At 67.6% G+C, this 13133-nt stretch carries 14 protein-coding genes; 6 read left to right on the top strand and 8 right to left on the bottom strand.

Going from position 1 to position 13133, the window contains the following annotated elements:
• Positions 1-8 precede the first annotated feature (8 nt).
• Together kdsB and adk are read left to right on the top strand one after the other, a co-directional pair.
• Positions 9-800, top strand: coding sequence for a 3-deoxy-manno-octulosonate cytidylyltransferase (gene kdsB, locus WS89_RS30210; protein ID WP_059795747.1), 792 nt, complete (start codon positions 9-11; stop codon positions 798-800).
• Between the two features lie 208 nt (positions 801-1008).
• Entirely contained in the window at positions 1009-1671 is a 663-nt protein-coding gene (gene adk / locus WS89_RS30205) for an adenylate kinase (RefSeq protein WP_059504675.1), read from the top strand.
• 238 nt (positions 1672-1909) lie between these two features.
• Here adk and WS89_RS30200 read toward each other — a convergent pair whose 3' ends face one another.
• Both WS89_RS30200 and murJ read right to left on the bottom strand, forming a co-directional pair.
• Positions 1910-2752, bottom strand: a complete 843-nt coding sequence (locus tag WS89_RS30200; protein WP_011546044.1) for a SirB1 family protein — start codon at positions 2750-2752, stop codon at positions 1910-1912.
• Positions 2753-2760: 8 nt separating this feature from the next.
• On the bottom strand, positions 2761-4311 hold the full coding sequence (murJ, locus tag WS89_RS30195; RefSeq protein WP_059504672.1) for a murein biosynthesis integral membrane protein MurJ: 1551 nt from the start codon (positions 4309-4311) through the stop codon (positions 2761-2763).
• A gap of 304 nt (positions 4312-4615) precedes the next feature.
• Here murJ and rpsT point away from each other — a divergent pair, with 304 nt between their 5' ends.
• Positions 4616-4888 (top strand): 30S ribosomal protein S20, encoded by a 273-nt coding sequence (gene rpsT, locus WS89_RS30190; protein WP_059795746.1) that lies wholly within the window; start codon positions 4616-4618, stop codon positions 4886-4888.
• A gap of 155 nt (positions 4889-5043) precedes the next feature.
• Here the strand turns inward: rpsT and WS89_RS30185 are convergent, their stop codons facing one another.
• Entirely contained in the window at positions 5044-5364 is a 321-nt protein-coding gene (locus WS89_RS30185) for a DUF3579 domain-containing protein (RefSeq protein ID WP_011546046.1), read from the bottom strand.
• Positions 5365-5776: 412 nt separating this feature from the next.
• Here WS89_RS30185 and argF point away from each other — a divergent pair, with 412 nt between their 5' ends.
• Positions 5777-6706, top strand: a complete 930-nt coding sequence (gene argF / locus WS89_RS30180; RefSeq protein WP_006482207.1) for an ornithine carbamoyltransferase — start codon at positions 5777-5779, stop codon at positions 6704-6706.
• A gap of 87 nt (positions 6707-6793) precedes the next feature.
• On the opposite strand, the gene murB is transcribed toward argF, so the two are convergent.
• Positions 6794-7843, bottom strand: a complete 1050-nt coding sequence (murB, locus tag WS89_RS30175; RefSeq protein ID WP_059795744.1) for a UDP-N-acetylmuramate dehydrogenase — start codon at positions 7841-7843, stop codon at positions 6794-6796.
• Positions 7844-7979: 136 nt separating this feature from the next.
• On the opposite strand from murB, the gene WS89_RS30170 reads away from it, so the two are divergent.
• Positions 7980-8465, top strand: coding sequence for a YajQ family cyclic di-GMP-binding protein (locus tag WS89_RS30170; protein ID WP_034208219.1), 486 nt, complete (start codon positions 7980-7982; stop codon positions 8463-8465).
• A gap of 79 nt (positions 8466-8544) precedes the next feature.
• On the opposite strand, the gene plsY is transcribed toward WS89_RS30170, so the two are convergent.
• Together plsY and ybaK are read right to left on the bottom strand one after the other, a co-directional pair.
• Entirely contained in the window at positions 8545-9186 is a 642-nt protein-coding gene (plsY, locus tag WS89_RS30165) for a glycerol-3-phosphate 1-O-acyltransferase PlsY (protein ID WP_034208220.1), read from the bottom strand.
• A gap of 116 nt (positions 9187-9302) precedes the next feature.
• Entirely contained in the window at positions 9303-9794 is a 492-nt protein-coding gene (gene ybaK, locus WS89_RS30160; protein WP_059504665.1) for a Cys-tRNA(Pro) deacylase, read from the bottom strand.
• A gap of 241 nt (positions 9795-10035) precedes the next feature.
• Here ybaK and WS89_RS30155 point away from each other — a divergent pair, with 241 nt between their 5' ends.
• Complete coding sequence (locus WS89_RS30155; RefSeq protein ID WP_059795743.1) at positions 10036-11598, top strand: class I adenylate-forming enzyme family protein; 1563 nt, start codon at positions 10036-10038, stop codon at positions 11596-11598.
• 63 nt (positions 11599-11661) lie between these two features.
• Here the strand turns inward: WS89_RS30155 and xerD are convergent, their stop codons facing one another.
• On the bottom strand, positions 11662-12612 hold the full coding sequence (gene xerD / locus WS89_RS30150) for a site-specific tyrosine recombinase XerD (RefSeq protein WP_059795741.1): 951 nt from the start codon (positions 12610-12612) through the stop codon (positions 11662-11664).
• Positions 12609-13079, bottom strand: a complete 471-nt coding sequence (locus tag WS89_RS30145; RefSeq protein ID WP_059795739.1) for a methylated-DNA--[protein]-cysteine S-methyltransferase — start codon at positions 13077-13079, stop codon at positions 12609-12611. Before WS89_RS30145 ends, xerD begins: the two co-directional genes overlap by 4 nt.
• Positions 13080-13133 lie beyond the last annotated feature (54 nt).

Here is a 13133-nt window from a genome sequence, read left to right as displayed (position 1 = left end):
GCTTCCCGATGACTCACCCGCAACCCTTCATCGCCGTCATTCCCGCCCGGCTCGCGTCGACGCGGCTCCCGAACAAGCCGCTCGCCGATCTCGGCGGCAAGCCGATGGTCGTGCGTGTCGCCGAGCGCGCGCGCGAGGCGGGCGCGCAGCAGGTACTCGTCGCCTCCGACGCGCAGAGCGTGCTCGACGCGGCGCGCGATCACGGCTTCGAAGCGGTGCTCACACGCGCCGATCACCCGTCCGGCACCGACCGGCTCGCGGAAGTCGCGGCGGCCTTCGGCTGGCGCGACGACACCGTCGTCGTCAACGTACAGGGCGACGAACCGCTGATCGACCCCGTGCTCGTGCGCGACGTAGCGTCGCACCTGGCCGCGCATCCGGCGTGCGCGATCGCGACCGCAGCTCACCCGATCCACGACGCGGCCGACGTGTTCAACCCGAACGTCGTGAAGGTCGCGCTCGACGCGCAGAGCGTCGCGCTGTACTTCTCGCGCGCGCCGATTCCGTGGAGCCGCGACGCCTACCAGCCGCACTGGCCGAACGTCGCGGCCATGCCGGCACCGGCTTTCCCGGTCTATCGGCACATCGGCCTCTATGCGTATCGCGCGCGTTTTCTGCGCACCTATCCGTCGCTCGCGCAGGCGCCGATCGAACAGGCCGAGCAGCTCGAACAGCTGCGCGCGCTGTGGCACGGCGAGCGCATCGCAGTGCTGATCACCGAGTCCGCGCCCGAAGCCGGCATCGACACGCCGGCCGATCTCGCGCGCGTGCAGGCCCTTTTTCAGCCGGGTTCAAAATAACCCGTGGCATAATCAGGCGATTGTGCGAGCCGTCCGCGACCAGCGCGTCCTCGCTTGACCCCGCCCGTGGCCTTGCCGGCAGCCGCGCGTCGCCCTGGCCGACGCGCCGCATCAGACCGATCCGCCGCGCGCCGGGCAAGCCCCGCGCCCGCTGTCGCCGACGCCTTCGTGTCTCGCCACACGAATCTACATACTTGGAGATATCACCATGCGTTTGATCCTGTTGGGCGCGCCCGGCGCGGGAAAGGGCACCCAGGCAAACTTCATCAAGGAAAAATTCGGCATCCCGCAAATCTCGACGGGCGACATGCTGCGTGCCGCCGTGAAGGCCGGCACGCCGCTCGGCGTCGAGGCGAAGAGCTACATGGACGCCGGCAAGCTCGTGCCGGACGCGCTGATCATCGGCCTCGTCAAGGAACGCCTGAAGGAATCCGACTGCGCGAACGGCTATCTGTTCGACGGCTTCCCGCGCACGATCGCGCAGGCTGACGCGATGAAGGAAGCCGGCGTCGCGATCGACTACGTGCTCGAGATCGACGTCCCGTTCTCGGAAATCATCGAACGCATGAGCGGCCGCCGCACGCACCCGGCATCGGGCCGCACGTACCACGTCAAGTTCAACCCGCCGAAGGTCGAAGGTCACGACGACGTGACGGGCGAACCGCTGATCCAGCGCGACGACGACAAGGAAGAAACCGTCAAGAAGCGTCTCGAAGTGTACGAAGCGCAGACCAAGCCGCTGATCACGTACTACGGCGACTGGGCGCAGCGCGGCGAGGAGAACGGCCTGAAGGCGCCGCAGTATCGCAAGATCTCGGGCCTCGGCACCGTCGACGAAATCCGCGAGCGCGCGTTTGCCGCACTGAAGTAAGCAGCGCGTCGCACACCCGCAAGCCGCCCGTTCCGGGCGGCTTTTTTTTGCCTGCCGCGATGTGCACGATCGCGCACGTGTCGCCGCTGCGCTGTGGCACCCCGTACGATCGGGCGAACGCGCGGGTTGCGCCGGCGGCGCGATCCGGATGCGGCCGACGTCGCCGCACGCGCAAGAAAAACGCCCGCGATGCGGGCGTTTTTTTCGTGTGCCGGCAGCGGCGCGCGGGCAACTCAACTCAATCTTCGCCGTCGCGCTGCATCCGCTGCCGCAATTCGCTGACCTGCGACTCGACGACGGTCGCGTCTTCCGCCTCCGGCCGCTCGCCGAGATACTGCTCGAGATCCTCGAGCGCGGGACGCAGGTAGTCGAGCCGCGCATACGCGAAGCCGCGGTCGCGCACTTCGTCGAGTTGCTCGGGCAACAGGATCACGAGCCGCTGCTGCACCGCGAGCAGCCGCTGCCAGCGTTCCGTCTGCAGGTAGATCGTCTTCAGGTTGCGCAACATCCGCGCGATGATCTCGCGGCTCGTCGCGGGCTGCAGCAGCGCGCGCAACGCGCTGTCGACCGCACCGGCCGCACGCGCGACGTACGGTTCGAGCATCTCGACCATCTCGGCTTCGGACAGCGAATGGCCGTTGGTCGGATCGATGATCAGGTCGCCGTCCGGCAGCGTCACGCGCAGCAGGAAATGTCCGGGGAACGACACGCCGCGCGCCGGCACGCCGATCTGCTCGGCGAGCTCGAGGTACAGCACCGACAGCGAGATGGGGATCCCGCGCCGCCGTTTCAGCACGGCGTTCAGGTGGCTGTTATCGGGGTCGTAGTAATCGTTGTGATTGCACGCGAAGCCGAGCTCGCGGAAGAAGAAGTCGTTCAGCGCGGCGACGCGGCCCTTCAGGTCCGTATCGTCGGCGAGCCGCCGGCGCAGCCGCGCCGCCAGCATGTCGAGTTCGGCCAGCGTGCCCTGCAGGTCGAGGTCGGGATACGCGTCCTGCGCCAGCGACAGCGCGGCTTCCGTGACGGGCAGACTGTCGTCGTCCGCCACGAGCGTGCTGAAGTAGTCGAGGACGCGGGTCATTGCGGTCGTCACTTGGCGCGCCTTCTGAAGTAAGCGTATTTGAAGCCCATCACCCACAACATACCGAAATATAGTGCAGCAAACAGCACGAGGCACGCCGCCATCAGCGCAATGCGATCGAGCGGCTGCGCGCGCATCCCGGTCCAGTCGAAACTGATCGCGCACCAGTGCATCAGGCCCGCGAGCACGAGCGCCGCGCCGACGAGTTGCACGAAGAAGCGCAGCCAGCCCGGCGACGGCTGGTAGATGCCGCGCTTGCGCAGCCCGAGGAACAGCAGTAGCGAGTTCAGGCATGCGCCGACGCCGATGCTCAGCGTGAGGCCGGCATGGCCGATCAGCGGCACGAACACGTAGTTCGACAGCTGCGTGACGATCAGCACGCCGACGGCGATCTTCACGGGCGTCTTGATGTCCTGCTTCGCATAGAAGCCCGGCGCGAGGATCTTGATCAGGATGATGCCGACGAGGCCGATCCCGTAGGTGGCGAGCGCGCGCGCGACCATCGTGACGGTATGCGCGTCGAACTTGCCGTAGTTGAACAGCGTCGCGGTGAGCGGCGTCGCGAAGAAGAACAGCGCGAGCGCGCTCGGCGCCGCGAGCAGGAACGTGACGCGCAACCCCCAGTCGAGCAGCGCCGAATATTCGTGCGAATCGGCATCGACGTGCGCCTTCGACAGGCTCGGCAGCAGGATCGTGCCGAGTGCGACGCCGAGCAGCGCCGTCGGAAATTCCATCAGGCGGTCGGCGTAATTGATCCACGACACGGCGCCCTGCCCGAGGCGCGACGCGATGTTGGTGTTGATGATCAGCGACAACTGCGCGACGGAGACCGCGAACGTCGCGGGCACCATCTTCGCCAGCACACGCTTCACGCCCGGATGACGCAGCGCACGCAGCGGGTTGAGGCCGATCAGCGGCACCATGTCGATCTTCTTCAGGCCCGGCAACTGCACGAGAAACTGCAGCACGCCGCCGACGATGACGGCCCACGCGAGCGCGTAGACCGGCACCTTCAGGTGCGGCGCGACGAACACGGCCGCGGCGATGAACGCGACGTTGAGCAGCACCGGCGCGAACGCGGGCAGCGAGAAGCTCTTGTACGTGTTCAGCACGCCCGACGCGAGCGTGGTCAGCGAAATGAACACGATGTACGGGAACATGATCCGCGTCATCGTGACCGCGAGCGGGAACGCCTGGCCGTCGCCGTGCAGGCCGGACGCGACCGCGAACACGACCCACGACGCGCCGGCGATCCCGACGACCGACAGCACGGCCAGCGCCCACGCGAGCACGGTGGACATCGCGTCGACGAGCGCCTTCGTCGCATCGTGACCCTGCTGGTTCTTGAACTCGGCGAGGATCGGCACGAATGCCTGCGAGAACGCGCCTTCGGCGGACAGGCGGCGCAGCAGGTTCGGGATACGGAAGGCGACGTAGAACGCGTCGGTGTATTGACTGGCGCCGAACGCACGGGCGATCAGCGTCTCGCGGGCCAGTCCGGTCACGCGCGACAGCAGCGTGAAGCCGCTGACCGTCAGCAGGGCTCGGAATAGATTCATGGGGCGCTTATTATACGGACGTTGCGCGACCCGGCCACCGGCCGATGCCGAAAAGCGCACCCGCCGCCGGCGCCCCGCCCGGCGGGCGTTACGTCGAACTTGCCACTCGCTTGATTTTGTTGCTATAATCGCCGGTTTCTGGGCTCGTACATGCACGGCAACTGCCGTTTTCATGTCCCGGCCTCGGTTAAAATCACCGTTTTTTTATGCGCCCCTGGGCAATCGTTCTCAGGGGACGGATCGAAAAGCAGCGCTTGGCCGTCAGGCTCCAAGCTCTGGAAACAGGACAGGATAAGGAACCGTCATGGCTAACTCCGCACAAGCACGCAAGCGCGCCCGTCAGGCCGCGAAGGCAAACTCGCACAACTCGGCGCTGCGCTCGAAATTCCGTACCGCGATCAAGTCGGTTCGCAAGGCTGTCGAAGCCGGCGACCAGGCAAAGGCTGCCGAGCTGTTCAAGGGTGCCGTGAAGACGATCGACACGATCGCCGACAAGAAGATCGTTCACAAGAACAAGGCCGCTCGCAGCAAGAGCCGCCTGGCCGCAGCCGTCAAGGGTCTGCAGGCAGCAGCGTAAATCCGGTGTGCCCGCTTCGGCGGGTGCTCCTGTTTCCTGCGATCGCAAAAAAGCCCGCCTCGGCGGGCTTTTTGTTGCCTGTCGCCTACGCATCACGCACGGCGGCGGCATTCGTCCGGGCGGGCGCAGCACGCGCCCTCGCCCGTCGACATCACTCACTTCTTCGTGTTGTAGTCGGGCAGCTCGCACGCCTCGGTCACGACGAGGTTGTTGTCCTTCGCGAAGTTCAGCACGAAATCGAAAGCCATCGGCTCGATGTCGCGCAACCGCGAATCGAGGATCACGCATTTCAGGTCGCCGAGCATCGTCGGGCGCACGTACAGCGAATACTTGAGACGCGCATTCGGCCCGCTCGCCCCCGGCCCGAAGCAGGCCATCACACCGGCCAGTCGTTCCGACCAGTCGCTCGGGCGAAACTTTTTCCCGTCTTTCGTGATGCCCTGGATGAAAAATTCGGTCGGAGGGGTTTCAGCCATGTGGTTACCCAAGTGACGGCCCGGCGATGCCCAGGCAACGGCGCCTGGGTACGCGAACACAAAGCTGGAGGGTCGGCGGCACGAGCCGATCGATATCCCGAAAACGGGGCGTCGAGGCGCGCCGCCGGTGGACTGCACCGGATGTGTGCAGCGCACGGCTTGTGTCCGGCAGAGCGCGAAAAGCCTTGCCTGCCGGGCTGGAGAAAACTTTCGAATTATACCGCAGCGCGCCATCGCGCGTCGTCCCGACACCCCCGCTCCCACGCCGCCGGTCGTGCACGGCGATCCAGCGCCGCGTCGCGCCACGGCTCGTCAAAGCACGGAAAATCCTTTATGCTGCTTTGAGTTATCCACACCCGACGGCGGCGCCGTCCGGCCTCGCTGCCGGGTGAGACCCGCCGTATTTCGTTTCATGACCGCCAAAACCATTCGTCACTACCTGCAGTTCAAGGATTTCTCGCTGGAAGACTACGAGTACGTGCTCGAACGCACGGGTATCCTGAAGCGCAAGTTCAAGAACTACGAGACCTACCACCCGCTGCACGACCGCACGCTCGCGATGATCTTCGAGAAGAGCTCGACGCGCACGCGCCTGTCGTTCGAGGCCGGGATCTTCCAGCTCGGCGGCCACGCCGTCTTCATGAGCACGCGCGACACGCAGCTCGGCCGCGGCGAACCCGTCGAGGATTCCGCGCAGGTCATCTCGCGAATGGTCGACATCATCATGATCCGCACGTTCGAGCAGGACGTGATCACACGCTTCGCGCAGAACTCCCGCGTGCCGGTGATCAACGGCCTGACCAACGAATATCACCCGTGCCAGGTGCTCGCCGACATCTTCACGTACTACGAACACCGCGGCCCGATCGCCGGCAAGACCGTCGCGTGGGTCGGCGACGCGAACAACATGCTGTACACGTGGATCGAAGCCGCGCAGATCCTCGGCTTCAAGCTACGCCTGTCGACGCCGCCCGGCTATGCGCTCGACATGAAGCTCGTGTCGCCCGACAGCGCGCCGTTCTACGAGGTGTTCGACGATCCGAACGAGGCGTGCAAGGGCGCCGATCTCGTGACGACCGACGTATGGACGAGCATGGGTTTCGAGGCCGAGAACGAGGCGCGCAAGCAGGCATTCGCCGACTGGTGCGTCGACGAGGAAATGATGGGCCATGCGAATCCGGATGCTCTCTTCATGCACTGCCTGCCCGCGCACCGCGGCGAGGAAGTGACAGCCGGCGTGATCGACGGCCCGCAGAGCGTCGTGTGGGACGAAGCGGAAAACCGCCTGCACGTGCAGAAGGCGCTGATGGAGTTCCTGCTGCTCGGCCGCCTCAAGCACTGACGCGCCGCAACGCACACGCGTAAAAAAGCGCCGGTCGATGATCGGCGCTTTTCGTTTGGATGCGCCAAAACCGGCGCACGCACTGCGTTACAGGCAGACCGGCTCCGCCTCCAGCTCGACGCCGAACCGCGCGCGCACGTCGGCCTGGATCGCCCGCGCCAGCGCGAGCACGTCGGCGCCGGTCGCGCCGCCGCGATTGACGAGCACGAGCGCCTGGCGGTCGTGCACGGCCGCCGCCCCGAGCGCGCGACCCTTCCAGCCGCAGCGGTCGATCAGCCAGCCGGCCGCGAGCTTCACGTGCCCGTCCGGCTGCGGATACGACACGATCTCCGGCGCGCGGGCGCGCAATGCATCGAACTGCGCGGCGTCGATCACCGGATTCTTGAAGAAACTGCCCGCATTGCCGAGCACCAGCGGGTCGGGCAGCTTCGCGCGGCGGATCGCGACGACCGCGTCGAACACGTCGCGCGGCGTCGCCGCATCGGGCGCGATGCCGCGCGCGTCGAGTTCGCGCGTGACGTCCGCGTAGCCGAGCCGCGGCGCCCATTGCTTCGGCAGCCGGAACGTCACCGCGACGATCGCGAACCGGCCGCGCCCTTCCCGCTTGAAGAAACTGTCGCGATAGCCGAACGCGCAGCGCGCGGCGTCGAAACGCTCGCGGCGCCCCGTCGCCAGCTCGACCGCGACCAGGGAATCGAAATACGCCTTCATCTCGAGGCCGTACGCGCCGATGTTCTGGATCGGCGCGGCGCCGACGGTGCCCGGGATCAGCGCGAGATTCTCGAGGCCCGGCATCCCGCACTCGAGCGTCCACGCGACGAACGCGTGCCAGTTCTCGCCGCCGCCGGCCTCGACGTACCATGCATCGTCGTCCTCGCGCACGACGCCGCGGCCCGCGATCTCGTCGAGCAGCACGACGCCGTCGAAATCGCGCGTGAACACGATATTGCTGCCGCCGCCGAGCACGAGCTGCGGCAGGTTCGCGACCCGCGGGTCGCGATGCAGCGCCTCGAACTGGGCCGCTCGGGTGATGCGCGCGGCGAAACGCGCGCGCGCGGCGATGCCGAACGTGTTGTGCGCGGCGAGCGGATGGTCGGGAAGCAGCGACAGGGCGGAATCGTCAGGAGGCATCGGCATTCGCGGTCACGTCGGCCCGGGCGGCGCATGGCCGGCCTTGGGCAAACGGAGGGGCATCGGTAAAATGGCAAACAGTCCGCAATTATAGCGAGTGCCCGCGCGCGAGCCGGGCGCCCGCATCTCAAGGGAGAATGCCATGCCATCGTTCGACGTCGTTTCCGAAGCGAACATGATCGAAGTGAAGAACGCCATCGAGCAGTCGAACAAGGAAATCTCGACGCGCTTCGACTTCAAGGGCTCCGACGCACGCGTCGAGCAGAAGGAACGCGAGCTGACGCTGTTCGCCGACGACGATTTCAAGCTCGGCCAGGTCAAGGACGTGCTGATCGGCAAGCTGGCCAAGCGCAACGTCGACGTGCGCTTCCTCGACTACGGCAAGGTCGAGAAGATCGGCGGCGACAAGGTCAAGCAGATCGTCACCGTGAAGAAAGGCGTGACGGGAGACCTCGCGAAGAAGATCGTGCGCCTCGTGAAGGACAGCAAGATCAAGGTGCAGGCGAGCATCCAGGGCGACGCGGTGCGCATCTCGGGCGCGAAGCGCGACGACCTGCAAAGCACGATCGCGATGCTGCGCAAGGACGTGACCGACACGCCGCTCGACTTCAACAACTTCCGCGACTGACCGGCCGCCGGCCCGTCACGTCGTCCGGCCGGGCCCCGCATACGCGGCGCGCCCGGCGCGCGGCAAGCGCCGCGCCTTCTCAGGCTTTCCCGCCGTCGTGCGCGCCGCCGTCCGCGGCTGCCTTCTTCTTGTCGCCGATCCGGCTCTCCTGTCCCGCGAGCAGCTTCGAAATGTTGCCGCGGTGGCGCCACACGAGCAGCACGCTCATCGCGAGCACGGCCCAGGCGATCGGGTTGTGGCCCGGCATGCCGAACTGGAACACGTCGAACACCGGCGCGAACACGGCCGCCACCAGTGCCGCGAGCGACGAATAGCGGAAGAAGAACGCGACGATCAGCCAGGTCAACGCGGTCGCGAGCCCGAGCACCGGGTGCACGGCGAGCAGCACGCCGGCCGCGGTCGCGACGCCCTTGCCGCCCTGGAAGCGGAAGAACACCGGGTACAGGTGGCCGAGGAACACGGCAATCGCGACCCATGCGACCGCGACGTCGGGCAGGCCGAAGCGCCGGGCGAGCCAGACGGCGATCCAGCCCTTGAACGCGTCGCCGACGAGCGTCAGGATCGCGGCCTTCTTGTTGCCGCTGCGCAGCACGTTGGTCGCGCCGGGATTCTTCGATCCATACGAACGCGGGTCGGCCAGGCCCATCACGGAACTGACGACGACGGCGAACGACACCGAACCGATCAGGTAGGCAACGAGGGCGGCGAGCAGGATCTGCATGCGGGGAACTCTTCTTTCAACGTATCGGGAAAGGGACGGCGGTGCACGGCAAGCCGGCAAGCCGAAACGGCGCCCATTCTACCGAACGGGCGCGGACTGCCACGAAGGTGAAACCCTCAGTCGACGCTCGCGCACTGCACGGGCTGCGCGCGGAGCAGCGACGTGAGCACCGCCGGCGCGAGGCTGACGAGGTAGCCGCGCCGGCCGCCGTTCAGGTAGATCGTCGGCAATTCGAGGATCGTCGCCTCGACGTAGACGGGCATCGCCTTGCGTGTGCCGAACGGCGACGTGCCGCCGACGAGATAGCCCGAATGGCGGTTCGCCACCTCGGGCTTGCACGGCTCGACCCGCTTCGCGCCGATCTGCCGCGCGAGATTCTTCGTCGACACGGTGCGGTCGCCGTGCATCAGTACGATCAACGGCTTCGCGTGTTCGTCTTCCATCACGAGCGTCTTCACGACGCTATGCTCGTCGACGCCGAGCTGGCGCGCCGATTCGCCGGTGCCGCCGTGCTCGACGTATTCGTACGGATGCTCGCCGAATGCGACGCCGTGGCGGCGCAGCAACTGGGTCGCGGGGGTTTCGGACACGTGTCTGGATTTGCTCATGGCGGCATTTTAATGGCGAACGATCGGCGCGCGCGCAATGGCATGCCCGCGCCGACGGTATACTCGCGGCCCGGTTTTTCCGCCGGGTGGCCCGCCGCCTCTTGACGACGATTGCACGCGTCATCGTTGCGGGCATCGCGAAGCGCTATTGCCCGATTGGCCGATTGTGGCGCGCGCGCCGTCGTGGCACGATCGTTCGCAAATATCGTCAGCCGCCGCCTGCCCCTCTTCTGGAGACGCCATGTCCTCGCCTCGCCGTTCATCCGAATCGCTCGACGTCGATGCGCTGCTCGCCGCGCTGCCGCGTCGCATCGCCGACGTGCCTGCCCATCGGGCCGCGCAATCGCCTGCGCATCCGGCGCTGATCGAAGATGCGCGCCGCCTGTCGTACGGCGAGCTGGCACGGGCCATCGAAGCGGCGGCAGCACGGCTGGCGAGCCTGGGCGTGCAAGGTGGCGACCGCGTGATGATCGTCGCGGAAAACTGCGTCGCGCAGATCGTGCTGCTGTTCGCGGCCGCCCGCCTCGACGCCTGGGCGCTCCTGTCGAACGCGCGGCTGTCGGCCGCCGAGCTCGACGCGATCGCCGCGCATGCGCACCCGAAGCTGATTGCATTCACGACAGATGTATCCCCCGATGCGCGCACCCATGCCGAGCGGCTCGGCGCCGCGCCCACCGGCGCACTGCCGGTCGACATCGGCACGTGGTCGTATCGGGTCGATGCGGGCGCGCCCGCCGAACCGGTGGCCGCCGACGGCGCCGAGCAATGCGCGGCGCTGATCTACACGACGGGCACGACCGGCATGCCGAAGGGCGTGATGCTGTCGCACCGCAACCTGTTGTTCATCGCGGCGACATCGAGCACGCTGCGCCGCGTGTCGCCCGACGACGTCGCCTACACGGTGCTGCCCGTGTCCCACGTGTACGGGCTCGCGTCGGTATGCCTGGGCAGCCTGTACGCGGGCGCGACGCTGCGGCTCGCGCCGCGCTTCTCGCCGGAAGCCGTCCGCGTCGCGCTCGCCGACGAAGGCGTCACGATCTTCCAGGGCGTGCCCGCGATGCACGCAAAGCTGCTCGAACACCTGCACACGCACGGCCACGCATGGCGCGCGCCGCGGCTGCGCTTCGCGTATTCGGGTGGCTCGCCGCTCGATGCGAACCTGAAGGCGCGCGTCGAGCGCCTGTACGGCGTGCCGCTGCACAACGGCTACGGGATGACCGAAAGCAGCCCGACGATCACGCAGACGCCGCTCGACGCGCCGCGCACGGACAGTTCGGTCGGCGTGCCGATTCCGGGCGTCGACATGCGGATCGTCGCGCCGGACGGCACCGACGTGCCGCCCGGCGAAGTCGGCGAGATCCGCGTGCGCGGGCCGAACGTGATGCTCGGCTACTACCGCGACGCGGACGCGACGCGCGCGGCCGTGTCGCCGGACGGCTGGCTGAGCACCGGCGATCTCGCGCGGCAGGACGCGGACGGCGCGGTGACGATCGCGGGCCGCAGCAAGGAACTGATCATCCGCTCGGGCTTCAACGTGTATCCGGTCGAGGTCGAACAGGTGCTGAACGCGCATCCGGACGTCGTGCAGGCGGCCGTGATCGGCCGCGCGATCGAAGGCAACGAGGAAGTGCTCGCGTTCGTCGAGCTGGTGCCGGGCGCGACGGCGGACGAGGCGGCATTGCACGCGTGGTGCGCGGATCGGCTCGCGGCTTACAAACGCCCTGCGCATGTCCGCGTGCTCGCTGCCCTGCCGGCCGCGTCGACCGGCAAGGTGCTCAAGCACCGGCTGCGCGAACTGATCTGACGCGGCCGCCGCACACGCGTGAGCCCGCATCGGCGCGTGCGGCGCCGCATGCTCGGGCGCGCGTCAGCCGCGCGGGTGGTGCTGCGCGTGCAGCGTCTTGAGCCGCTCGCGCGCGACGTGCGTATAGATCTGCGTGGTCGAGATGTCGCTGTGGCCGAGCAGCAGCTGCACGACGCGCAGGTCGGCGCCGTGGTTCAGCAGGTGCGTCGCGAACGCATGCCGCAGCGTGTGCGGCGACAGGTGCGCGCGCACGTCGGCCTGCTGCGCGTGCCGCTTGATGATGTTCCAGAACTGCTGGCGCGTCATCCCGTCGCCGCGAGCGGTCACGAACAGCGCGTCGGCCGCGCGCGCGCCGAGCAGCGCCGGTCGCGCGTCGCGCAGGTAGCGTTCGATCCAGCCGTGCGCGACTTCGCCGAACGGCACGAGCCGCTCCTTCGAACCCTTGCCCATCACGCGCACGACGCCTTCGTTGAGGCCGACCTCGACCGTCTTCAGCGTCACGAGCTCGCTCACGCGCAGCCCGCTCGCATACATCAGCTCGAGCATCGTGCGATCGCGCAGGCCGAGCGGCGTGCCGATGTCGGGCGCGCCGAGCAGCGCCTCGACCTGCGCCTCGGACAGCGTCGACGGAAACCGGGCCGCCTGTTTCGCGGACGTGATCCGTAGCGTCGGGTCGGCGCTCGCGCGATGCTCGCGCACGGCCCAGCCGTAATAGCGGCGGAACACCGACAGTCGCCGGTTCGACGACGTCGCCTTGCCGTCGCTGCGCGCGGCGATGTAGCCCGTCACCATCGCCTCGTCGGCCGAGTCGAGCGGCGCGTCGTGCGTCGCGGCCAGCCATTGGGAAAACAGCGCCAGGTCGCGCCGGTACGCATCGAGCGTGTTGCGCGCGAGCCCGTGTTCGAGCCACAGCGCATCGCAGAACACGTCGATCGACGCGCGGCTCGCGAGCAGCGCGGGCGACGCCGCGACGGCATCGCCGTCGGCTTCGGGGGAAATCAGCGGTTCGCTCATCGGTACGGCACGCCCTCGTGCGTCAGCAGCCAGCGCTTCACTTGCTGGTAATAACCATTGTCGTCGTGGTTCGCGAACCCGCCGAGGCCGCCCGCCGCGACGACGCGATGGCACGGGATCACGAGCGGGAAGTAGTTCGCACCGCACGCCTGGCCGACCGCGCGCGGCGCGCTGCCGATCCGCTTCGCGACCTGGCCGTAGGTCAGCACCGTACCGGGCGGGATATCGCTGATCACGTCCCACACGCGGTGCTGGAATGCGCTGCCGACGTCGGCGAGCGGCAGGTCGAAGCGGGCGGACGCGCACTCGAAATAACGTTCGATCTGCTCGACCGCGCGCTTCGCGAGCGCCGAATCCGGCTCGACCGACTTCATCGATTCGGGCAGATAGACGATCTCGCGCACCACCGCGGCATCGGTGCGGATGCCGACCTTGCCGAACGGCGCGTCGATGACTGCGTTGAACATTGCCTTCTCCTGACCGGGGGATGCGCGCGGCCCTGCCCGCGCGCCGACGACACT

The organism is Burkholderia sp. MSMB1072 (genome assembly GCF_001524725.1).
In the GTDB taxonomy this organism is placed as follows: Bacteria; Pseudomonadota; Gammaproteobacteria; order Burkholderiales; family Burkholderiaceae; genus Burkholderia.
This window is presented reverse-complemented; position numbering and strand designations above follow the sequence as displayed.